Annotated in this window: 21 protein-coding genes; 14 read left to right on the top strand and 7 right to left on the bottom strand. The window is 71.7% G+C overall.

Annotated features, from left to right (window positions below; translation table 11 throughout):
• The first annotated feature begins 40 nt into the window (after nucleotides 1-40).
• Together H4J02_RS06890 and lnt are read left to right on the top strand one after the other, a co-directional pair.
• Nucleotides 41-331, top strand: a complete 291-nt coding sequence (locus H4J02_RS06890; RefSeq protein WP_187676332.1) for a DUF4287 domain-containing protein — start codon at nucleotides 41-43, stop codon at nucleotides 329-331.
• Nucleotides 332-388: 57 nt separating this feature from the next.
• Nucleotides 389-1,966, top strand: coding sequence for an apolipoprotein N-acyltransferase (gene lnt / locus H4J02_RS06885; RefSeq protein WP_187676331.1), 1,578 nt, complete (start codon nucleotides 389-391; stop codon nucleotides 1,964-1,966).
• Nucleotides 1,967-1,983: 17 nt separating this feature from the next.
• Here the strand turns inward: lnt and H4J02_RS06880 are convergent, their stop codons facing one another.
• The 4 genes from H4J02_RS06880 to H4J02_RS06865 form a co-directional block, all read right to left on the bottom strand.
• On the bottom strand, nucleotides 1,984-2,358 hold the full coding sequence (locus H4J02_RS06880; protein WP_187676330.1) for an RNA polymerase-binding protein RbpA: 375 nt from the start codon (nucleotides 2,356-2,358) through the stop codon (nucleotides 1,984-1,986).
• Between the two features lie 222 nt (nucleotides 2,359-2,580).
• Nucleotides 2,581-3,369, bottom strand: a complete 789-nt coding sequence (locus H4J02_RS06875) for a glycerophosphodiester phosphodiesterase family protein (protein ID WP_187676329.1) — start codon at nucleotides 3,367-3,369, stop codon at nucleotides 2,581-2,583.
• A complete protein-coding gene (locus H4J02_RS06870) occupies nucleotides 3,350-4,285 on the bottom strand; it encodes an SPFH domain-containing protein (RefSeq protein ID WP_187676328.1) in 936 nt (311 codons plus the stop codon). Before H4J02_RS06870 ends, H4J02_RS06875 begins: the two co-directional genes overlap by 20 nt.
• Entirely contained in the window at nucleotides 4,282-4,773 is a 492-nt protein-coding gene (locus H4J02_RS06865; protein WP_262406257.1) for an NfeD family protein, read from the bottom strand. The genes H4J02_RS06870 and H4J02_RS06865 overlap by 4 nt, the downstream gene beginning before the upstream one ends.
• Before the next feature lie 109 nt (nucleotides 4,774-4,882).
• Here H4J02_RS06865 and H4J02_RS06860 point away from each other — a divergent pair, with 109 nt between their 5' ends.
• The 5 genes from H4J02_RS06860 to H4J02_RS06840 all read left to right on the top strand — a co-directional run bounded on the left by H4J02_RS06860 (nucleotide 4,883) and on the right by H4J02_RS06840 (nucleotide 9,836).
• On the top strand, nucleotides 4,883-5,647 hold the full coding sequence (locus H4J02_RS06860) for an SDR family oxidoreductase (RefSeq protein WP_187676326.1): 765 nt from the start codon (nucleotides 4,883-4,885) through the stop codon (nucleotides 5,645-5,647).
• A 13-nt stretch (nucleotides 5,648-5,660) separates the two neighbouring features.
• Nucleotides 5,661-6,125, top strand: a complete 465-nt coding sequence (locus tag H4J02_RS06855) for an NUDIX hydrolase (RefSeq protein ID WP_187676325.1) — start codon at nucleotides 5,661-5,663, stop codon at nucleotides 6,123-6,125.
• A 64-nt stretch (nucleotides 6,126-6,189) separates the two neighbouring features.
• Nucleotides 6,190-7,116, top strand: a complete 927-nt coding sequence (locus tag H4J02_RS06850; protein WP_187676324.1) for a hypothetical protein — start codon at nucleotides 6,190-6,192, stop codon at nucleotides 7,114-7,116.
• 352 nt (nucleotides 7,117-7,468) lie between these two features.
• Nucleotides 7,469-8,518, top strand: coding sequence for a hypothetical protein (locus tag H4J02_RS06845; protein WP_187676323.1), 1,050 nt, complete (start codon nucleotides 7,469-7,471; stop codon nucleotides 8,516-8,518).
• A gap of 40 nt (nucleotides 8,519-8,558) precedes the next feature.
• Complete coding sequence (locus H4J02_RS06840; RefSeq protein ID WP_316250708.1) at nucleotides 8,559-9,836, top strand: FAD-binding protein; 1,278 nt, start codon at nucleotides 8,559-8,561, stop codon at nucleotides 9,834-9,836.
• Between the two features lie 18 nt (nucleotides 9,837-9,854).
• On the opposite strand, the gene nadE is transcribed toward H4J02_RS06840, so the two are convergent.
• Complete coding sequence (gene nadE / locus H4J02_RS06835) at nucleotides 9,855-10,682, bottom strand: ammonia-dependent NAD(+) synthetase (protein ID WP_187676322.1); 828 nt, start codon at nucleotides 10,680-10,682, stop codon at nucleotides 9,855-9,857.
• 73 nt (nucleotides 10,683-10,755) lie between these two features.
• Nucleotides 10,756-12,198, bottom strand: coding sequence for an argininosuccinate synthase (gene argG / locus H4J02_RS06830; RefSeq protein ID WP_187676321.1), 1,443 nt, complete (start codon nucleotides 12,196-12,198; stop codon nucleotides 10,756-10,758).
• A gap of 104 nt (nucleotides 12,199-12,302) precedes the next feature.
• Between argG and H4J02_RS06825 the strand changes: the two genes are divergently transcribed.
• From H4J02_RS06825 to H4J02_RS06805, 5 genes are all read left to right on the top strand, one after another.
• Nucleotides 12,303-13,505 carry an ROK family transcriptional regulator gene (locus tag H4J02_RS06825; protein ID WP_187676320.1) on the top strand — a complete coding sequence of 401 codons (1,203 nt, stop codon included), beginning with the start codon at nucleotides 12,303-12,305 and terminating at the stop codon, nucleotides 13,503-13,505.
• 4 nt (nucleotides 13,506-13,509) lie between these two features.
• Nucleotides 13,510-14,604: a sugar ABC transporter substrate-binding protein gene (locus tag H4J02_RS06820; protein WP_187676319.1), complete on the top strand. Its 1,095-nt coding sequence runs from the start codon at nucleotides 13,510-13,512 to the stop codon at nucleotides 14,602-14,604.
• A gap of 62 nt (nucleotides 14,605-14,666) precedes the next feature.
• The gene (locus H4J02_RS06815) at nucleotides 14,667-15,434 is read left to right on the top strand and encodes an ATP-binding cassette domain-containing protein (RefSeq protein WP_187676466.1); all 768 of its coding nucleotides are present in this window, start codon (nucleotides 14,667-14,669) and stop codon (nucleotides 15,432-15,434) included.
• A 23-nt stretch (nucleotides 15,435-15,457) separates the two neighbouring features.
• Complete coding sequence (locus tag H4J02_RS06810; protein ID WP_397420160.1) at nucleotides 15,458-16,645, top strand: sugar ABC transporter permease; 1,188 nt, start codon at nucleotides 15,458-15,460, stop codon at nucleotides 16,643-16,645.
• A 29-nt stretch (nucleotides 16,646-16,674) separates the two neighbouring features.
• Nucleotides 16,675-17,958, top strand: coding sequence for an alpha-hydroxy-acid oxidizing protein (locus H4J02_RS06805; RefSeq protein ID WP_187676317.1), 1,284 nt, complete (start codon nucleotides 16,675-16,677; stop codon nucleotides 17,956-17,958).
• Between the two features lie 13 nt (nucleotides 17,959-17,971).
• Here H4J02_RS06805 and trpD read toward each other — a convergent pair whose 3' ends face one another.
• Complete coding sequence (gene trpD, locus H4J02_RS06800; protein WP_187676316.1) at nucleotides 17,972-19,024, bottom strand: anthranilate phosphoribosyltransferase; 1,053 nt, start codon at nucleotides 19,022-19,024, stop codon at nucleotides 17,972-17,974.
• Nucleotides 19,025-19,128: 104 nt separating this feature from the next.
• Between trpD and H4J02_RS06795 the strand changes: the two genes are divergently transcribed.
• Nucleotides 19,129-19,764: a heme-copper oxidase subunit III gene (locus H4J02_RS06795; RefSeq protein ID WP_262406256.1), complete on the top strand. Its 636-nt coding sequence runs from the start codon at nucleotides 19,129-19,131 to the stop codon at nucleotides 19,762-19,764.
• A gap of 28 nt (nucleotides 19,765-19,792) precedes the next feature.
• Complete coding sequence (locus tag H4J02_RS06790) at nucleotides 19,793-20,602, top strand: c-type cytochrome (protein ID WP_187676314.1); 810 nt, start codon at nucleotides 19,793-19,795, stop codon at nucleotides 20,600-20,602.
• The last annotated feature ends 7 nt before the right edge of the window (nucleotides 20,603-20,609 follow it).

Genomic DNA, 20,609 nt, shown 5'->3' with positions numbered 1-20,609 from the left:
ATGCGGTGAGCGACCGTGATGACGAGCAGAGGAGTTAGACATGTCGTTCCAGGCATATCTCGACAACATCGAGGAGAAGACGGGCCTCACGCCCCGGCAGTTCATCGAGAAGGCGCAGGAGAAGGGCTTCGACGCCTCGACCAAGGCCACGCCGATCGTGCAGTGGCTCGCAGACGACTACGGCCTCGGCCGGGGTCACGCGATGGCGCTCGTGCACGTCATCACCAAGGGCCCGCAGATCTCCGACAAGCACGTCGGCAGCGGCGGCACCCACGCCGATCCGACGAACGAGCTGTGGCTCGACGGGAAGGCCAGCAACCCGCACGGTTGACGCGCGTGGGCGGGCGCCGCATGCGCTCAGGCTCACCGCCGTAGGCTGAGTCTTCCGATGTCCGCGCCCGCCCTCGCACCCGAACCCGCACGGCCGGTCGTGCCGCTGTGGGGCGCCGTGCTGCTCGCGCTCGTCGCCGGTCCGATCACGGATGCGGCTTTCCCCGACATCGGGTGGTGGCCGCTCGCCTTCGTCGCCGTCGCGATGGTGCTCGTCGCCGCCTACGGCCGCCGAGCGGGCGGGGGCTTCCTCGTCGGACTCGTCTTCGGTCTCACGTTCTACCTCGTGCACATCCCGTGGATGACCGAGTTCCTCGACCCCGGCCTGCCGTTCCTCGTGCGCGCGGTGCCGTGGTTCGCGTTGAGCGCGGTCATGGCCCTGTGGTGCGGCCTCGGCACGATGCTCATCGCGGTCGCGACGCGCATCGTCCCGCGCGCCGTGGGCAGCGCCCTCGGACGGATGCTGCTCGTGCCGTTCGTCGTCGCCGGCCTCTGGACCGCGCGCGAGGCGGTCTCGAGCATCTGGCCGTACGGCGGATTCGCGTGGGGTCGCATCTCCGAGTCGCAGTCCGAGAGCCCGCTCGCGCCGCTCTTCGCGTGGCTCGGTATCTCGGGCGTGGGCTTCGCGATGGTCTTCGTCGTCGCCGTCGGTGTCGTGGCGGTGCGCGAGTACCGCACACCCATGCTCCTTCGCGCGATGCTTGTGACGGCTCTCGCCGCGGTGCTCGTGGCCTTCCCGGCGTTCCCGACGGCATCCGACGGCACGCTGCGCGTCGCGGCCGTTCAGGGCAACGGCAAGACGGGCTACTTCCACCACGCCGAGAACGCGACCGACAACCTCATGGCGCAGTACGACGCCACGACGCCCGTCTATGACGACGACGTCGACGTCGTCGTGTGGCCAGAGGGCGCGACCGACATCGACCCGCTGCGCAACGAGTTCGCGGCCCGCGTCTTCGACTCCGTCGCGCGCTCCGCGGATGCGCCGCTCGTCGGCTGGGCCGTGACGAACCGCGGGGACGAGTACTTCAACACCGCGCTCCTGTGGCGCGCGGGGGAGGGCGCCCTCGACCACTACGACAAGCGGCACCCGGTGCCCTTCGGCGAGTACGTGCCCGACCGGGCCGTGTGGCGCGGCTTCGCGCCCGACCTCATCGACCTCATCCAACGCGAGTACACGCCGGGCACGACGGATGCCGTCATGGACATCGGCTCGGACGGCGAGAGCGTGCTCGCCGGGTTCGCGATCTGCTTCGACATCGTCGACGACGCCCTCATGCGCCAGGGCGTCGAGGAGGGCGCGCAGCTCGTGCTCGCCCAGACCAACAACGCCGACTTCGGGCAGACCGACGAGAGCGTGCAGCAGCTCGCGATCGCCCGCATCCGCGCGATCGAGCTCGGTCGCTCGGTCGTCAACATCTCGACGGTCGGCGCGAGCGCCGTGATCCTGCCCGACGGCTCGACGGCCGCGGAGCTCCCGCGCTACGAGGCGGGCGCGATGGTGGTCGACGTGCCCCTCAGCACGACGACGACCCCCGCGGTCGTGATCGGCCGGGGGGTCGAGTGGGGGGTCGCCGTCATGGCGCTCGGGGCGCTCATCGGCGCGGCTCTCGGCGTGCGTCGCCGCCGAGCCTGAGCGTCAGGACCTGAGCGTCAGGCGCTCTTGCTGCTCTTCGCCGCCTCGCCGCGACGGGCGCGCAGGTAGGCGAGGCGCTCCTCGAGGAGCTCCTCGAGCTCGGCGCGCGTACGGCGCTCGAGCAGCATGTCCCAGTGGGTGCGGGGGGCCTTCGCATCGGCGGCCTCGCTCTCGACGAGCTGGCCGTCGTCGCCGACGAGGCGACCCTCCTGGCCGGTGCGCGGGGACTCCCAGGTGTCGGGGATCTCCGCCTCGGCGGCGAAGACGACCTCGAAGGTCGAGCCGTCGTCCGTGCGGTACACGGCCTTCTTCCGGGGCGAGAACTCGACTCCCTCTTCGCTCTGCATGCTCTGAGCTCCGAGTCGCATCCCGCGCAGACTGCGATCCGCCATCGTGTGGCCTCCTCTGTGCGCCGTGTGGGGTAGGTGTGCGCGTTCGTGGACGCGCGAGGACGACGCGATCCGGTGGGACCGCACGTCGCCCGATGTACAACGTCTACCGTGGCCGATCCCATCCCCGAGTGAGAGCGTTTACAGTGCATTCCCAGGTCGCTCATCCCGCATTGGCAGCGGACGGGGGACGAGCGTGGGGGAGGGCGTCGCGAGCGCTGCCGCTCAGCGGGGTCGGCGGCGCTCGGCGACGATCGGGAGCGCGAGGTCGGCGCGGTCCGTGACGATGCCGTCGACACCCAGCTCGAGCAGCCGGCGCATCTCGGCGGGCTCGTTGATCGTCCAGATGTGCACCTCGACGCCCGCCGCGTGGAAGTTCCGGATGGCACGCTCGGTCGCGATCGACGCACCGCCCACCTTGACGGGCAGCTGCACGGCGTCGACGCCCGCGAGCACGCGCCTGAGGAGGCGCATGGCCCCCGCGCGCGCCGCGTGGGCGGCGGTGAGCGCACCGCCCGCCGAGACCGAGGTCGAGACCCCGGGCAGCTCCCGCACGACCGCCAGCCGACGGGCCGTCGAGAAGGAGCCGATGAGCACGCGGTCGGTCGCGCGCGCGTCGCGCACGGCCTTGATGGTGCCGGCCACGGCATCCGCCGACTTCACATCGATGTTGAAGCGCGTATCGGGGAAGGCGTCGAGCGCCTCCGCGAGCGAGCAGAAGCCCTGACCCGCGCCGAGTGACACCCGGCGCAGCTCGGATGCCGTGAGCTGGTTCACGCGCACGTCGCGCCCGGCGACCCGCTTGAGGTCGGCGTCGTGGCTCACCATCGCGATGCCGTCGGCCGAGCCGTTGACGTCGGTCTCGATGTGCGAGGCGCCGGCATTGACGGCGTGCAGGAAGGCGAGGAGCGTGTTCTCGGGCGCGTCGAGGGCCAGTCCGCGGTGCGCGAGCACCCGCGGCGGAGCGGGGGAGAAGTACCCGGCGTCCTCACCCTTACGCGCGCGGGAAGGCATCCGTCCCGGGGCCTGCCGCGTCGCGCGGCGCGAAGAAGCCCTGCCCGATGCCCTTGAGCGCCTCGGTGAGCTCGCTCGGGATGATCCAGAGCTTGTTCGACTCGCCCTCGGCGAGCTTCGGCAGGGTCTGCAGGTACTGGTAGGCGAGCAGCTTCGAGTCGGGGTCGCCCGCGTGGATCGCGTGGAACACCGTCTGGATGGCCTCGGCCTCACCCTGGGCGCGTAGCACGGCGGCCTTCGCGTCACCCTCGGCCTTGAGGATCGCCGCCTGCCGCTCGCCCTCGGCGTTGAGGATCGCGGCCTGCTTCGTGCCCTCCGCCGTGAGGATCGCGGCGCGGCGGTCGCGCTCGGCGCGCATCTGCTTCTCCATCGAGTCCTGGATGGAGGCGGGCGGGTCGATCGCCTTGAGCTCGACGCGGCTCACGCGGATGCCCCACTTGCCGGTCGCCTCGTCGAGCACGACGCGCAGCTGGCCGTTGATGTTGTCGCGGGAGGTGAGCGCCTCCTCGAGGTTGAGACCGCCGACGACGTTGCGCAGGGTCGTCGTCGTGAGCTGCTCGACGGCGCCCAGGTAGTTGGCGATCTCGTAGGTCGCGGCGCGCGCATCCGTCACCTGGAAGTAGACGACGGTGTCGATCGAGACGACGAGGTTGTCCTCGGTGATGACGGGCTGCGGCGGGAACGAGACGACTTGCTCGCGCATGTCGACGAGCGGGCGCAGCCGGTCGATGATCGGCACGAGGATGTTGAGGCCCGGCGTGAGCGTCTTGTGGTACCGGCCGAGGCGCTCGACGACCCCCGCGTAGGCCTGCGGGATGATCCGGATCGACTTGAAGAGGATCGTCAGCACGAAGATGACGATGACGACGACGATCGCGATCGTCACGACCGTCGGGATGAGGTCGGTGTCGTTCACTGAGCTGCCTCCTCAGGGGCGGGGTCGGTTGCGGGCACGATGACGGCCGTCGCGCCGTCGATCGCCGTGACGATGATGCGCGAGCCCTCGTCGAGCCCCACGGGCGCGATGCCCTCGGCGACGCGGGCGGTCCAGACGTCGCCGTTGGCGAGCTTGACCTGGCCGGCGCCGAAGCGGAAGTCGACCGTCACGACGCCGCCGATGCCGAGCAGCGCGTCGACGTTGCTGCGCGCTGGGTCGGCGTTCTTGCGCAGGGCCTGAAGGAGCGGCGGTCTCACGAACAGCACGAGCACGAGGGAGAGCACGGCGGCGACGATGAGCTGGAGCCACCACGGTGCGCCCACGAGGCCCGCCACGAGACCGCCGACGGAGCCCAGGGCGAGCATCAGGAAGGTGAACTCGAGAGTGTTCACCTCGATGATGACGAACACGAGGATGAGGCCCAGCCAGAAGACCCACGCCCAGCTCGAGATCACATCGGGTTCCACGGCGGCATCCCTTCGACGTCGTGCTTCGAAACTAGCACCGCGGGCGCGGGCGGACCGGATGCGGACCGGATGCCCGGGCGTGCGGAGGCGGTCGCTAGTGTGGAGGATCGTGAACAACGTGCTCCCCCCTGACTCCCTGCGCGGCGTGCGCGCCCTCGTCACCGGCTCGTCCCGCGGCATCGGCGCCGACACCGCCGGCTACCTCGCCGACGCGGGCGCCAAGGTCGTCATCAACTACCGCAACAAGGAGGCCCGCGCGCTCAAGGTCGTCGCGGGCATCGAGGAGCGCGGGGGAGAGGCGATCGCGGTCGGCGCCGACCTGACCGACCCGTCGTCGGTTGCGGCGATGTTCGCCGAGGTGCGCGAGCGCTGGGGCGGCCTCGACCTGCTCGTGCTCAACGCCTCGGGCGGTATGGAGTCGGGACTCGGCGAGGACTACGCGATGCGCCTCAACCGCGACGCGCAGGTGAGCGTGCTCGACGCGGCGCTCCCGCTGCTCGGCGCGGGCTCGCGGGTCGTCTTCGTCACGAGCCACCAGGCGCACTTCATCGAGACCGTGCCGACCATGCCCGAGTACGAGGCCGTCGCCCGCAGCAAGCGCGCCGGCGAGGACGCCCTGCGCTCGCGCATCCCCGAGCTCCAGGCGGCCGGCGTCTCGTTCGTCGTCGTGTCGGGCGACATGATCGAGGGCACCATCACGGCGACGCTCCTCGAGCGCGTCAACCCGGGCGCCATCGAGTCGCGCCGAGAGGCCGCGGGCAAGCTCTACAACGTCGCGGAGTTCGCCGCCGAGGTCGCGCGCGCCGCGGTCGAGGAGATCCCCGAGGACAACACGCGTCTCGTGGGCGACGTCAGCTCCTTCGTCGGCGACTGACCGGGGTCGTCCTATGGTGAGCGCGCACCGGCACCGTCTCGTGTCGCGCGTGCTGCTCTTCGACCGCGACGATCGCGTGCTGCTGTTCCTCACGACCGCGCCCGATACATCCGGAGTCGCCCGCTGGCTCACGCCCGGGGGAGGGGTGGACCCGGGGGAGACGTTCGAGGAAGCCGCCCGGCGCGAGCTCTCCGAGGAGACGGGGCTCGTCGTCGACACCCTCCGCGGGCCCGTGTGGGCGCACGACTACGACGTCGAGTGGGATGCGGCAGACCACGACACCGGTCACGCCGAGTTCTTCACGCACGTGACGGATGCGTTCGAGCCCTCGCCGGACGGGTGGACCGACGACGAGAAGGTCGACGTGCTCGAGCACCGCTGGTGGAGCCTCGCCGAGCTGCTCGCCGAGCGTCCTCGCTTCGAGCCGCCGCAGCTTCTCGAGCTCATCCGTCGCGAGCTGCCGTCCTGCACGGCCTGAGCTGGCATCCGCGTGCCCCGAACCGGGGCTGGTGAACCCGCGTGACGAGGCGCGCCCTGTACGCATGGAGCTACCCGAGCTCTTCTCATCCGACGCTCTGACGTCGCTCGCCATCACGGCCGGACTGGTCGCGGTGGGCTTCCTGCTGCTGTGGCTCGTCATCCGCTCAGCGGTGCTGAGCGCTCTCAGGGCGCACGAGAAGCGGCGGGCGCGGGATGCCGCGGTCGCCGGCCCGCGCCGCACCGGTGCCGAGGCGGCTCCGTCGAGGACGGATGCGGGGGAGCGGCAGGCATCCGCGGATGCGCTCGCGCCCCGCACGGCCGACGGTGCCGCGATCGTGTCGATCTCGCCGAGCGCGCCCGGGGCGCCGCTCGCGCCCGTCGCACAGCCCACGGGCGCGCTCGCGCCGCCCACGGGAATCGCCCAGCCGGTAGCCCCGTACGCAACAACGCCGTACGCATCGGCCAACGCGCTGCAGGACCCGGCGCCGGTGCCGCAACGCCCGCAGGTCCAGCCGAACGCGGCGGCCGCGGCCGCGGCGCTGTTCCAGTCGCGTCCCGCCGAGACCACGAACGCGCAGGCGCCCGCTCCGCAGCTTCTGACGCCCCAGGCGGCGCCCGCGCAGCCACCTGTGCCGCAGCAAGCCCCTGCGCCGCAGGAGGCGCCGGTGCCGCAGCAGGCGCCAGCGCAGCAGCAGGCGCCTGTGCCGCAGCAGCAGCAGGCGCAGCCGTCCCTGACGCAACCTCGGCATCCGCCGACGCCGTCAGGGCAGCCCGTGACGCCGCAGGCACCGCCGCCGGTCGTCGCGCAGACACCCGCGCAGCCGCCCATGACGCCCGCAGGGCAGCACAGCGTTATGTCAGCTTCCGATCCGGCGTGGGCACCGCCCGTCTCGGCAGCAGCGAATCCGTTCCACGTCACGGGCGACGCGCCCGTGCCCGCGCCGTACGAGCGTCCCGTCGCAGACCCGCACACACCAAGACGTTTCTGACGACGCGACGCGGCACGACGCGGCACGACGCATCCCGAGGTGACGCGCACCCGCGGCGTCGAGAGTTGCCGTTCCGCGTGTTTGTCGCCGAAGGAACGGGAACTATCACGCGGAACGGGAACTATGGGCAGGTGGGGCGCGCCTGCGGCGTCTGGGATACGGGTGCAGCACTGATAAGCGCGATTATGTCAGATTGGTGCGAACGGGACCTCTCACGCACTGCTCATCCACCGAGGAGTGCATGCGCCACGGATGCCGTGCGGCGGTCGGTGCACTCTCCCCCGAACTCGGCGCATCGCGCGGTGCTGCGGCGGCGGTAGTCTGACGCGACCGACGAGGAGGCCCACCAGACGTGACCGATCCCCTGCAGCCCGCGCCCGATCCGTCCGCGCCCCCGCCGCCGGCCTCCCCCACCCCCGCGCAGGACGTGCCTCCCCAGTACGTGCCTCCCCAGGCTCCGCCTCCCCAGTACCTCGCCCCGCAGGTGGCGCCGCTGCAGTACGTGCCCCCAGCGCCGGAACCGCCCCGCCGCCCCCTCGGCCTCATCGTCGCCGTCGTCCTGCTCTCGCTCGGCCTCGCGGGCGCCGCAGGTGCGCTCGTCTGGTACGTGCTGCAGCTCGAGGAGGCGAAGGCGACGATCGTCGAGAACGAGCGCCGCATCGAGGAGCAGCAGGAGTACGTCGACCGCAAGGACACCTTCTCCGCCTCCATGCAGGGCCTCCTCGAAGAGGTCAAGACGTACGAGGGCCTGCCCTTCGCGACGCTCGTCTCGTGGGACCACCTCCAGACCCTCGCCGCGCAGGGCTGGGCCCGCCGATGGGACGCGGATGCCCTCGAGACGACGATCGCGAGCGTCGAGGATGCGCGCGCCGAGCTCGCCGAGCGCCGTGCGGCGGCCGAGGCGGAGGCGTCCGTCGACGCGACCGGCAACCCCTACGAGACGCACCTCGACGCCCTCGGGGCGGGCTACGCGACCTGGGTGCGCGACGACGCCGACGCGCTGTGCGCCTCCGACGTGCTCGCGTGCGTCATGTCCGACGACCCGCTCCTCGTGCACGTCGACGCCGCCGACGACGCGGCGCCGTGGATGACCGATTGGATCCGCACCGGACTCGCCTACCACGAGTTCGCCCACGTGCTGCAGTTCACGAACCCCGTCGAGACCGAGAGCGCGCTGCTCGCGTTCGCGGGCGATCACGAGCGGATGGCCGACTGCTTCGCCCTCACCTACCTCGACGGCTGGACGCTCGACCACCGCGTGTGGGTCAGCAGCTTCGAGTACTGGGACGTCGAGGTCGGCTACGGCTACGTGTGCGACGACCGCCAGCGCACGACCGTGCGGGCGTGGCGCGACGGGCTCGGCATCACGATGCGCCCCATCGGCGCGGGCGTCTCGGGCTGACGTCGACCCGGCGCCCGTCTCCGCCGCCTACGATCGTCCGGTGGGCGGAAGACGGATGCGCGAGCACAATTGGGCAGGGAACCTCGAGTTCGCGGCGGAGCGCCTGTCGACCCCGCGCACCGTCGACGAGGTGCGCGCGCTCGTGCGGGAGGCGCATCCGGGCTCCCTGCGCCCGCTCGGCACGCGGCACTCCTTCTCCCCCGTCGCCGACACGCCCGGCACGCTCGTCTCGTCGGGCGGCTTCGCCGACCCCGCCGACGTCGTGATCGCCGAGGCCCGCACGAGCGTGCGCGTGCCCGCCGGCATCCGCTACGGCGAGCTCGCGCGCGTGCTCGAGGCGCAGGGTCTCGCGCTCGCGAACCTCGCCTCGCTCCCCCACATCTCCGTCGCCGGCGCGGTCGCGACGGGGACGCATGGCTCGGGCGTCGGGAACGGCTCGCTCGCGACCTCCGTGCGCGCCCTCGAGCTGGTCGACGGCACCGGTGAGCTCGTCGCCCTGGGCCGCGGCGATGTCGGCTTCGACGGTGCTGTCGTCTCGCTCGGCGCGCTCGGCGTCGTCGTCGCGTTCGAGCTCGACGTCGAGCCGAGCTTCGCCGTCGCGCAGACCGTGTACCGAGACCTTCCGCTCGCCCTCGTCCTGGAGCACTTCGACGAGGTGACCTCGCTCGGCTACAGCGTGAGCCTCTTCTCGTCGTGGTCGGATCCCGAAACGGTCGACCAGCTCTGGCTCAAGCGCCGCGTCGACCGCGACCCCGAGCCACCCTCGGGCGTGCTCGGCTCGCGGCCTTCGCCCGTCGAGATGCACCCCATCGCCGGTGTCGACCCCGTCAACTGCACGCCTCAGCTCGGCGTGGCCGGACCGTGGCTCGACCGCCTTCCGCACTTCCGCCTCGAGTTCACGCCCTCGGCGGGCGACGAGCTGCAGACCGAGTACCTCCTCCCCCGCACGCACGCCGTCGAGGCCGTCCGCGCGGTGCGTGGGCTCGCGCCCGCCATCCGTCCCGTCCTGCAGGTGTCGGAGCTCCGCGAGATCGCCGCGGACGAGCTGTGGCTCTCGGGCGCCTTCGGGACGGATGCGGTCGCCCTCCATTTCACCTGGCTCCCCGACCAGCCCGCTGTGGACGCGCTCCTCCCCCGACTCGAGGATCGGCTGCTCCCGCTCGGCGCCCGCCCGCACTGGGGCAAGCGCTTCCACGCCGACGTCGACGTGCTCGAGGGCCTCTACCCGCGGCTCGCCGACTTCCGCGAGCTCGCACGCACCCACGATCCGCGCGGCGTCTTCGTCAACGACTTCCTGCGCGCGAAGCTCGGTCTCTGACGCGCAAGCGCGAGCGGCTCAGACCGCGCGCCACCACGCGTCGTCCGGTCCGACGGGCACCGTGCGCTTGTGGCGCGTCGCGAGGTAGCGCGCCTCGAGCGCCTCGGCGGCCTCGACGCCGATCTCGCGCCCCTCGAGGTACGCGTCGATCTGCGCATAGCTGATGCCGAGCTCGGTCTCGTCGGTCTGTCCGGGTCGGTCGTCGAGAAGGTCGGCCGTGGGCGCCTTCTCGTACAGCCGCGCGGGGGCCTCGAGGCTGCGCAGGAGCTCGCGCCCCTGCCTCTTCGTGAGCCCGCTGAGGGGCAGCACGTCGGCTCCCCCGTCGCCGTACTTCGTGAAGAACCCCGTCACGGCCTCCGCCGCGTGGTCGGTGCCGACGACGAGCGCGCCGCGCTCGCCCGCGATCGCGTACTGCGCGACCATGCGGAGGCGGGCCTTGACGTTGCCCTTGTGGTAGTCGGCGAGCGGCCGCCCGGCCTCCCGCTCGAACTCCGCCGCGACGCCGTCGACGCCGTCCGCGATGTCGAACACGACCGACTCGTCGGGGCGGATGAAGCTCAGCGCGAGCTGCGCATCCGCCTCGTCCGCCTGCACGCGGTACGGCAGACGCACGGCCGTGAAGGTCGCCTCGCCGCCTTCCTCGCGGATGCGCTCGACCGCGAGCTGCGAGAGGCGCCCCGCGAGCGTCGAATCCTGCCCTCCCGAGATGCCGAGCACGAGTCCTTTGGCACCGGTCGCGCGCAGGTAGTCGACGAGGAAGTCCCGCCGACGGGCCACCTCCGCGGCCGGGTCGATCTGCGGCGTGACGCCGAGGGACTCGATGATCTGGCTCTGCAGCTCCCGCATGGCCGCATCCTCTCTCGCGTGGCTCTCAGAGAGCCCAGCCTATCGGCGGATGCGGCGCGCGCCGGGGCTGCGCTCAGTCGGTTCCGAGGTCGAATGCCGAGGCCTCGTTGGCCGCGTCGACGCGCGCGTCGATGGCCTCCTCGTCGGCGGTCGTCGCCTCGACGGCACCGAGGATCTCGTCGGCCGAGCCCTGCTCGAGACGCCCCACGAGCTCGCCCGTCGGGCCGCCGATGAGGCCCTGCGCGGCGTACTGCTCGAGACGCGAACGCGAGTCGGCGATGTCGAGGTTGCGCATCGTGAGCTGGCCGATCCGGTCGTCGGGCCCGAAGGCCGCGTCGCCCACGCGCTCCATCGAGAGCTTCTCGGGCGCGTAGCTGAGGTGCGGGCCGGTCGTGTCGAGGATCGTGTAGTCGTCGCCGCGACGGAGACGCAGCGTGACCTCGCCCGTGACGGCCGAGCCCACCCAGCGCTGCAGCGACTCGCGCAGCATGAGCGACTGCGGGTCGAGCCAGCGGCCCTCGTACATGAGGCGGCCGAGGCGGCGGCCCTCCGCGTGGTAGTTCGCGACGGTGTCCTCGTTGTGGATGGCGTTGAGCAGGCGCTCGTAGGTGATGTGCAGGAGCGCCATGCCGGGGGCCTCGTAGATGCCGCGCGACTTCGCCTCGATGATGCGGTTCTCGATCTGGTCGGACGCGCCGAGACCGTGGCGGCCTCCGATCGCGTTGGCCTCGAGCACGAGCGCCACCGGGTCGTCGAACTCGACGCCGTTGATCGCGACGGGGCGACCGGCCTCGAACCGCACCGACACCTCCTCGGTCGCGACCTCGACGTCGTCGCGCCACGACGCGACGCCCATGATCGGGTCGACGATGTCGAGACCGCTCGAGAGCTCCTCGAGGTTCTTCGCCTCGTGCGTCGCGCCCCAGATGTTCGCGTCGGTCGAGTAGGCCTTCTCGGTGGAGTCGCGGTACGGGAAGCCGTGGGCGACGAGCCACTCGCTCATCTCCTTGCGGCCGCCGAGCTCCGTGACGAAGTCGACATCGAGCCACGGCTTGTAGATGCGCAGGCGCGGGTTCGCGAGCAGGCCGTAACGGTAGAACCGCTCGATGTCGTTGCCCTTGTAGGTCGAGCCGTCGCCCCAGATCTCGACGCCGTCCTCCTTCATGGCGCGCACGAGCATCGTGCCCGTCACGGCGCGGCCGAGGGGCGTCGTGTTGAAGTACGTCTTGCCGCCCGAGCGGATGTGGAACGCCCCGCACTGGAGGGCGACGAGGCCCTCCTCGACGAGGGCGCGCTTCGCGTCGACGAGACGCGCGATCTCCGCGCCGTACTCGAGAGCGCGCCCGGGCACGGCGTCGATGTCGGGCTCGTCGTACTGCCCGAGGTCGGCGGTGTACGTGCACGGCACCGCGCCCTTGTCGCGCATCCACGCGACGGCGCAGGAGGTGTCGAGGCCGCCGGAGAACGCGATGCCGACGCGCTCGCCGACGGGGAGGGAGCTCAAGACCTTGGTCACCCGTCAAGCCTAGAACGCCGCGGGGCCTCCTCCGGACGCGCGTCCCCCGTTCGGGTCGAGCGGATTCCCCCGGTCGGAGCCGTTCCGCCGGTATCCTTTCGGGCATGGCGGACCAGCGGCGCACCCCCGGGTCGCAGACCTCTCTGCGCGAGGCGAATCGCGGCCGCATCGTCGACGCCGTCAAGAAGCACGGCGGGCTCACGCAGGTCGAGCTCGCGGGAGCCACGGGCCTCTCCCCCGCGACCGTCTCCAACATCGTCAAGGAGCTCTCCGAGTCGGGCGTGCTGAGCACGTCGAAGTCGATGCGCTCCGGACGCCGCGCCCAGTACGTCACGCTCGCGCACGCCTCGGGTCTCGTGTGCGGCATCCACTTCTCCCAGCGCCACCTGCGCGTGGCGCTCGCCGACACGGGCCTCACGGTCGTCGCGGAGCACGAGATGCCGCTCGCGCGCGACCACCGCTCCGACAACGAGATCCGCCGCGTCGGGATGCTGCTCGCCGACATGCTCGACAACGTCTCCGCCGAGCGCGACGAACTGCTCGCGACGGGGGTCGCGATCTCGGCCCCGATGGATGCCGCGAGCGGCATGGTCGCGCGCCCCGGCATCCTGCGCGGCTGGGAGGGCATCGCGATCGCCGACGCCGTCGAGCGCACACTGCGGGTGCCCGTCGTCGTCGACAACTCGTCCAACCTCTCCGCCCTCGCGGAGCACCGCCTCGGCGCGCTGCGGGGCCAGGACGACGCGATGTTCGTCGAGGTGAGCGACGGCATCGGCGCGGGCATCCTCGTCGCGGGGCGCGGCTATCGCGGCGCGAGCGGCAGCGCGGGCGAGTTCGGTCACATGGTCATCGTCGAGAACGGCCCGCTGTGCCGCTGCGGCAACCTCGGATGCCTCGAGGCGATCGCGGGCGGCGATGCGGTCGTCGAGTCGCTCAAGTCGCACTACTCGGGCCTCAAGCTGAGCGACGTCATCGTGCGCGCCATGGCGGGCGACGACGTCTGCATCCGGGCGATCGCGGAGGCGGGCGCCCACATCGGCGTCGCCGCCGCCAACGTCGCGAGCATGTTCGACCCCGCACGGGTCGTCGTCGGCGGCCACCTCGCGCGCGCCGGCGAGCTGCTGCTCGGGCCGATCCGCCAGGTCGTCGACCGCTCGCTCGCGAGCCGCCTCGCCCCCGCCCCGGAGATCGTCGCGGGGCAGCTCGGCCCGCGCGCCGCGCTCATGGGCGCACTCGCCGTCGCCGCGGAGCACTCGAGCGCGTTCCCCGCGGCGGGCACGGCCGACATCCGCGTGGCGCTCGGGTGACGCGATGACACGCACGCCCCGGGCGCTCGCACTCGCGGCCGCCGCACTCGTCGCCGTCCTCACCCTCGCGGGGTGCACGAACGGGGTCACGACGGGCGCGACGGGCGACCCCGACACCGCCAAGATCGGGCTGCTCCTCCCCGACTCGGTCACGGCACGGTATGAGAGCGCCGACCGCCCCTACTTCGAGGAGCGCATCGGCGAGCTGTGCCCCTCCTGCCAGGTGCTCTACGCGAACGCCGACGGCGACGCCGCGAAGCAGCAGCAGCAGGCGGAGTCGATGCTCACACAGGGCGTGAGCGTGCTCGTGCTCGACCCCTTCGACGGCGTCTCGGCCGCCTCGATCGTGGGCCTCGCATCCGCGCGCGGCGTCCCCGTCATCGCGTACGACCGCCTCATCCAGAGCCCCGACGTCGCGTACTACGTCTCGTTCGACAACGAGCTCGTCGGCCGCCTTCAGGCGGAGGCGCTCGTCGACCGCCTGCGCGAGCTCGACGTCGACCCGGCCGACGGCGGCATCCTCATGGTCAACGGCTCGCCGACCGACAACAACGCGTCCCAGTTCAAGCGCGGTGCGCACGCCGTCATCGACGGGAGCGGCTACGAGGTGCTCGCCGAGTTCGACACGCCGGGCTGGGACCCCGGAAAGGCGCAGGACTGGGTGTCGGGCCAGATCACGCGCTTCGGCTCGCGCATCGTGGGGGTCTACGCCGCGAACGACCCGACGGCCGGAGGCGCGATCGCGTCGCTCAAGGCGGCCGGGGTCGCGCCCCTGCCGCCCGTCACGGGTCAGGATGCGGAGCTCGCGGGCCTCCAGCGCATCCTCATGGGCGACCAGTACATGACCGTCTACAAGGCGCTGCGCCCGCAGGCCTTCCTCGCGGCCGAGCTCGCGATCGACCTCGTCAACGACCGCCGCCCCGCCGGCGAGGTCGAGGTCGCGGTCGGCGACGCGCGGATCCCCTCGTTCCTGCTCGAGCCGCTCCCGGTCAGGCGCGGCGAGATCGCCTCCGTCGTCATCGACGACGGCTTCTTCACGGTCGCGCAGCTGTGCACCTCCGACTACGCGTCGGCGTGCCGCGAGGCGGGGCTCACGTGAGCGTCGAGGCCGTCGTGCCCCTCCCCGTGCCCGGTCCTCCCGGGCGGGTCCCGGTGCTCTCGATGCGCGGCATCTCGAAGAGCTTCGGCAAGGTGCAGGCGCTCGACGACATCGACCTCGACATCCACGCCGGCGAGGTCGTCGCGATCGTCGGCGACAACGGCGCGGGCAAGTCGACGCTCGTGAAGATCCTCGCGGGCGTGCACCCCGCCGACGACGGCGAGATCGAGTTCGAGGGCCAGTCGGTGCAGATCCCCGACCCCACGGCCTCCCGCGCCCTCGGCATCGCGACGGTGTTCCAGGACCTCGCCCTGTGCGACAACCTCGACGTCGTCGCGAACCTCTTCCTGGGCCGCGAGATCGCCGGGATGGCGCTCGACGAGGAGGAGATGGAGCGCGAGGCGTGGGAGCTCCTCCGCCAGCTCTCGGCGCGCATCCCGTCGGTGCGCGTGCCGATCGCGGCGCTCTCGGGGGGCCAGCGGCAGACGGTCGCGATCGCGCGTTCGCTCATCGGGGATCCGCGCGTCGTCATCCTCGACGAGCCGACGGCGGCGCTCGGCGTCGCGCAGACGGCCGAGGTGCTCAACCTCATCGAGCGTCTGCGCGAACGCGGCCACGGCGTCGTGCTCATCAGCCACAACATGGCCGACGTGCAGGCGGTCGCCGACCGGATCGTCGTGCTGCGGCTCGGGCGCAACAACGGCGACTTCTTCGCGTCGGACGTGGGCTACGAGGACATCATCGCGGCCATCACGGGCGCCACCGAGCACGCGCGCCCGATGCCCGATCCGCCGTTCCCCCGCCCCCGCCGGATCGGACCCCTGCGATGAGCGACATCACGGAGGCGCCCGGCATGCGTGCGCGCGTCACGAGCCTCGTCGACGACGCGCGCTCCCGGCTCACGGGAAACCTCGGGTCTCTCCCCGTCATCGTCGGGCTCGTCGTCATCTGGGCCGCGTTCCAGGTCATGAACCCGAGCTTCCTCTCGGCCGACAACCTCGTGAACCTCACGCTCCAGTGCGCCGCGACGGGCACGATCGCGATCGGCGTCGTGCTCGTGCTCCTGCTCGGACAGATCGACCTCTCCGTCGGCTCGGTGAGCGGCCTCTCGGCGGCGATCCTCGGGGTGGGGCTCACGCAGCTCGGCTGGCCGCTCGCGCTCGCGATCGTCTCCGCCGTCGCGGCCGGCGCCGCCGTCGGGCTCCTCTACGGCGTGCTCTTCACGCGCTTCGGCGTGCCGAGCTTCATCATCACGCTCGCCGGCCTCCTCGGCGTGCTCGGCCTCCAGCTCAAGGTGCTCGGTCCGAACGGGTCGATCAACCTCCCGGCCGACTCGCCCATCGTGCTCTTCGCGACGAGCTGGTTCCTGCCGCCGTGGGTCGCCTACCTGCTCGCCGCGCTCTGGGCGGGCGGCATCTTCACCGCGGCCGTGCTGCGCCGGCGCCGGCGCCTCCGCGCGGGCCTCACGACCTCGCCTCTCGGATGGCAGGCCGCGAAGGCGGGAGGCCTCTTCGCCCTGTGCGCCCTCGCCGTGGCCTACCTCGCGACGAACCGCGGCGTCGGCGTCATGTTCGTCTTCTTCATCGTGCTCGTCGCGGTCATGCACGTCGTGCTCACGCGCACCCGGTGGGGGCGCGAGGTGTACGCCGTCGGAGGCTCCGTCGAGGCCGCGCGCCGCGCCGGCATCCGCGTCGACCGCGTCTACATCTCCGTCTTCGTGCTGTGCTCGACGTTCGCTGCGGTCGGCGGTCTGCTCGCGGCGGGGCGACTCATGTCCGTCAACCTCAACTCGGGCGCGGGCGACACGAACCTCGTCGCGATCGCCGCCGCCGTCATCGGCGGCACGAGCCTCTTCGGCGGCCGCGGCTCCGCGTGGAGCGCACTGCTCGGAATCGCCGTCATCCAGTCCATCTCGAACGGCCTCACCCTGCTCAATCTCGACTCCTCGATCCGCTACATGATCACGGGCGGCGTGCTCCTGCTCGCTGTCATCATCGACTCGCTGTCGCGGCGGGCCCGCGCAGCGCACGGGCAGGCCTAGCGACACCCATCACCACAGGAGACGCACACATGGACGACGAGGTCCGCTCCCCCGCCCCGGGCCGCGCCCGGCAGTCCGAGATCTTCCGCGCAGGCGCATCCGGCACGCGACCCGCCGTCCCGACCGGATGGGCGGCCCTCGTCGGCGCCGCCGAGCGCACGATGTCGCAGGATGCGTGGGCCTACGTCGCGGGCGCTGCGGGTCGCGAGTCGACGGCCGAGGCGAACTACGACGCCTTCGACGCCTGGCGGCTCGTGCCGCGGATGCTGCGCGACGTCGCCGAGCGCGACCTCTCGATCGAGCTCTTCGGGAGGCGGCACCCGACACCCCTCCTGACCTCGGCGATCGGCGTGCTCGAGCTCGTCGACCCGGATGCGGACCTCGCGATCGCGCGTGCCGCCGGCTCGCTCGGCATCACGAGCATCGTGTCGAGCCAGGCCTCGCAGCCCATGGAGCGCATCGCGGCCGACGGCGCGGGCCCGTGGTGGTTCCAGCTGTACTGGTCGAGCGAGGACGCCCTCGTCGAGAGCTTCGTGAGCCGGGCCGAGGCGGCGGGCGCCGAGGCGATCCTCGTGACGCTCGACACGGGCATGCTCGGCTGGCGCCCGCGCGACCTCGACCGCGCATTCCTGCCCTTCATCCGCGGCATGGGCATCGCGCAGTACACCTCGGACCCCGTCTTCCGGGAGCTCGTGCGCGCCCGGATGTCGCGGACCTCAAATGCCCCTCGGCCGCGCGTCACGCCCGCCGCGATCCGCACGCTCGTGGAGATGACGCGGCGGTACCCCGGCCCGTTCTGGCAGAACCTCCGCACGGGCGAACCCCGGGTGGCGGTCGAGACCTTCCTCGACGTCTTCTCGCGCCCGTCGCTCAGCTGGGCCGACCTGCCGTTCCTGCGGGAGCGCACGCGCCTGCCGATCGTGCTCAAGGGCATCCAGCATCCCGACGACGCGCGGCGCGCGGTCGACTCGGGCGTCGACGCCGTCATGGTCTCGACCCACGGCGGGCGGCAGGTCGACGGCGCCATCGGCTCGCTCGACGCGCTGCCGGGTGTCGTCGAGGCGGTCGAGGGCCGCCTCCCCGTGCTGCTCGACTCCGGTGTACGGGGAGGAGCGGATGTCGTGCGGGCTCTCGCGCTCGGCGCGACGGCCGTGGGCGTCGGACGCGCGTGGGTCTACGGACTCGCGATCTCGGGCGAGGACGGCGCTCGTCAGGTGCTGCGCGACATCCTCGCGGAGACGGATCTCGTGCTCGGCCTCTCGGGCCATCGCACGGTCGCGGAGTTCGGCCCCGACGACGTCGTGCGGCTGTGAGCCGCGTCGACGATCAGGCGCGCGTCGCCGCCACCCACTCGTCGACCTTCGCGATCGCCGCACCCGAGTCGATGACCGACGCGGCGACGGCGATCTTCTCGCGGAACCGCGAGCGGATGTCCTCCTGACCCTTCGTGTGGTCGAGCGCGAGGTCCCACGACACGAGGCCGGCCGCGGCGTTGAGCAGCACGATGTCGCGCACGGGGCCCGTCTCCCCCGCGAGCACGCGTCGTGCGATCGCGGCGTTCGTCGCGGGGTCGCCGCCGCGCAGCTCGTCGATCGACGCGCGCGGGAGGCCGAGGTCGGCGGGGTCGATGTCGTGCTCGTCGACGGCGCCACGCGACACCTCCCAGACGTGGCTGTGACCGGTCGTCGTGAGCTCGTCGAGCCCGTCGTCGCCGCGGAAGACGAGCGCCGTCGCGCCGCGCGTCTGGAACACGCCCGTGATGAGCGGCACCTTGTCGAGGTTCGCGACACCGACGGCCGAGGCCTCGGGGCGCGCGGGGTTGCAGAGCGGGCCGAGGAAGTTGAAGACCGTCGGGATGCCGAGCTCCGCCCGCACGGGACCCGCGTTCTTGAACCCCGGGTGGAAGTGCGAGGCGAACACGAACGTGAGGCCCGTCTCCTCGAGCACCTTCGCGACGCGCTCGGGCTCGATGAGCAGATCGGCGCCGAGCGCCGCGAGCGTGTCGGACGAGCCGGATGCGGAGCTCGCCGCGCGGTTGCCGTGCTTCACGACCGGCACCCCCGCGGCGGCGCACACGAACGACGACATCGACGAGACGTTGACGGTGCCGAAGCGGTCGCCGCCTGTGCCCACGATGTCGAGCCCCATGGGGTCGACGGGGAGCGGCTTCGCCGCCGCGAGGATCGCGTCGCGGAAGCCGACGATCTCGTCGACGGTCTCGCCCTTCGCGCGCAGCGCGATGAGGAAGGCCGCGATCTGCGCGGGGGTCGCGTCGCCCGACATGATCTGGCCCATCGCCCACTCGGCCTCGGCGATCGAGAGGTCTCCCCCTGCGAGGAGCTCGGTGAGCACGGCGGGCCAGGTCAGTTCGGTGGGCATGGCGACGATCGTAGCGAGTCGCCGATGTCCCCAATCCGGGGATGGATGCGCGACAGGCCCCCGGGTGTGAATTCGCCGTGAGCGATATCGGCCATAATGGTCAGGTGACCACTTCCTCTGCCGTCAGCGCCCCGAGCACACCGGTCATCCATCGGCCGAACACCGTCGCCGTGGGCACCATCGTGTGGCTCGGCAGCGAGGTCATGTTCTTCGCTGGCCTGTTCGCCGTCTACTTCTCGCTGCGGGCCGTCTCGCCCGAGCTGTGGGCCGATCAGACCGCGAAGCTGAACATCCCGTTCTCGCTCGTCAACACGATCATCCTCGTGGCGTCGTCGTTCACGGCGCAGTTCGGCGTCTTCGCCGCCGAGCGCATGCAGCCGAAGCGCACGGGCGGCATCCTGGCCCTCACCAAGTGGGGCATGGTCGAGTGGTTCTTCCTCAGCTACGCCCTCGGCGCGGTCTTCGTCACGGGCCAGATCTTCGAGTACGGCATGCTCGTCTCCGAGCACGTGGGCCTCGCATCCGACTCCTACGGCTCGGTCTTCTACTTCGCGACCGGTTTCCACGGCCTGCACGTGACGGGAGGCCTCATCGCCTTCCTCCTCGTGATCGGCCGCACCTACGCGGTCAAGCGATTCACGCACAAGGAGGCGACGAGCGCGATCGTCGTGTCCTACTACTGGCACTTCGTCGATGTCGTCTGGATCGGTCTGTTCCTCGTCATCTACGTCCTCAGATAGCCCGGCAGAACGGATCCACTCCACGATCATGGCGACTACCGCTCACAACTCACGTTCCCGCCGCGCCGGACGGCGTTCCCCGCTCGCATCGGGTGCCCTCCTGCTCATCGGTCTCCTCGCGACCGGCGGCGCCTACACGGCGTTCACCGCGGGCTCCTCCGCGGGCGCCGCGAGCGAGACGCAGGTGACCAAGCTCACGGAGGAGGGCGAGAAGCTCTTCGCCGCCAACTGCGCGAGCTGCCACGGCCTCCAGGCCGAGGGCACCGAGGACGCCCCGTCGCTCATCGGCGTCGGCGCCGCCGCCGTCGACTTCCAGGTCGGCACGGGCCGGATGCCCATGGCCGCCAACGGCCCGCAGGCCGAAGAGAAGCCGATCCAGTTCACGGAGCCCCAGATCGCCGCGCTCGCGGCGTGGGTCGCATCCCTCGGCCCCGGCCCGTCGATCCCCGACGAGCGCTACCTGCAGGGCGACGGCGACCTCGCGGCGGGCGCCGAGCTCTTCCGCATCAACTGCGCCATGTGCCACAACGTGGCCGGCGCGGGCGGCGCGCTCACCCAGGGCAAGTTCGCCCCGGGCCTCATGGGCGTGAGCGCCAAGCACATCTACGAGGCGATGATCACCGGCCCGCAGAACATGCCGGTGTTCAACGACGCCAACATCACGCCCGAAGACAAGTCGGCGATCATCACGTACCTCAAGTACCTCGAGAACAACCCCTCGCCCGGCGGCTACGACCTCGGAAGCCTCGGACCGGTCTCGGAGGGTCTGTTCGTCTGGATCTTCGCCCTCGGCGGGATCGTGGCGATCACCGTCTGGCTCACCGCGAAGTCGAACTGACGCGTGA

Origin of the sequence: Protaetiibacter sp. SSC-01, from assembly GCF_014483895.1 — a bacterium.
Classification (GTDB): Bacteria; Actinomycetota; Actinomycetes; order Actinomycetales; family Microbacteriaceae; genus Homoserinibacter.
Note: the sequence above shows the minus strand (reverse complement) of the source record. Positions and strands in the feature narration are given on the sequence as shown.

Excerpts from the sequence above, each read along its gene's own strand:
- H4J02_RS06890 (WP_187676332.1), top strand. The coding sequence starts at position 41 with ATGTCGTTCCAGGCATATCTCGACAACATCGAGGAGAAGACGGGCCTC.
- lnt (WP_187676331.1), top strand. The coding sequence starts at position 389 with ATGTCCGCGCCCGCCCTCGCACCCGAACCCGCACGGCCGGTCGTGCCG.
- H4J02_RS06880 (WP_187676330.1), bottom strand. The coding sequence starts at position 2,358 with ATGGCGGATCGCAGTCTGCGCGGGATGCGACTCGGAGCTCAGAGCATG.
- H4J02_RS06875 (WP_187676329.1), bottom strand. The coding sequence starts at position 3,369 with ATGCCTTCCCGCGCGCGTAAGGGTGAGGACGCCGGGTACTTCTCCCCC.
- H4J02_RS06855 (WP_187676325.1), top strand. The coding sequence starts at position 5,661 with ATGGTGAGCGCGCACCGGCACCGTCTCGTGTCGCGCGTGCTGCTCTTC.
- H4J02_RS06850 (WP_187676324.1), top strand. The coding sequence starts at position 6,190 with ATGGAGCTACCCGAGCTCTTCTCATCCGACGCTCTGACGTCGCTCGCC.
- nadE (WP_187676322.1), bottom strand. The coding sequence starts at position 10,682 with ATGCGGGAGCTGCAGAGCCAGATCATCGAGTCCCTCGGCGTCACGCCG.
- H4J02_RS06825 (WP_187676320.1), top strand. The coding sequence starts at position 12,303 with ATGGCGGACCAGCGGCGCACCCCCGGGTCGCAGACCTCTCTGCGCGAG.
- H4J02_RS06820 (WP_187676319.1), top strand. The coding sequence starts at position 13,510 with ATGACACGCACGCCCCGGGCGCTCGCACTCGCGGCCGCCGCACTCGTC.
- H4J02_RS06815 (WP_187676466.1), top strand. The coding sequence starts at position 14,667 with ATGCGCGGCATCTCGAAGAGCTTCGGCAAGGTGCAGGCGCTCGACGAC.
- H4J02_RS06810 (WP_397420160.1), top strand. The coding sequence starts at position 15,458 with ATGCGTGCGCGCGTCACGAGCCTCGTCGACGACGCGCGCTCCCGGCTC.
- H4J02_RS06805 (WP_187676317.1), top strand. The coding sequence starts at position 16,675 with ATGGACGACGAGGTCCGCTCCCCCGCCCCGGGCCGCGCCCGGCAGTCC.
- trpD (WP_187676316.1), bottom strand. The coding sequence starts at position 19,024 with ATGCCCACCGAACTGACCTGGCCCGCCGTGCTCACCGAGCTCCTCGCA.
- H4J02_RS06790 (WP_187676314.1), top strand. The coding sequence starts at position 19,793 with ATGGCGACTACCGCTCACAACTCACGTTCCCGCCGCGCCGGACGGCGT.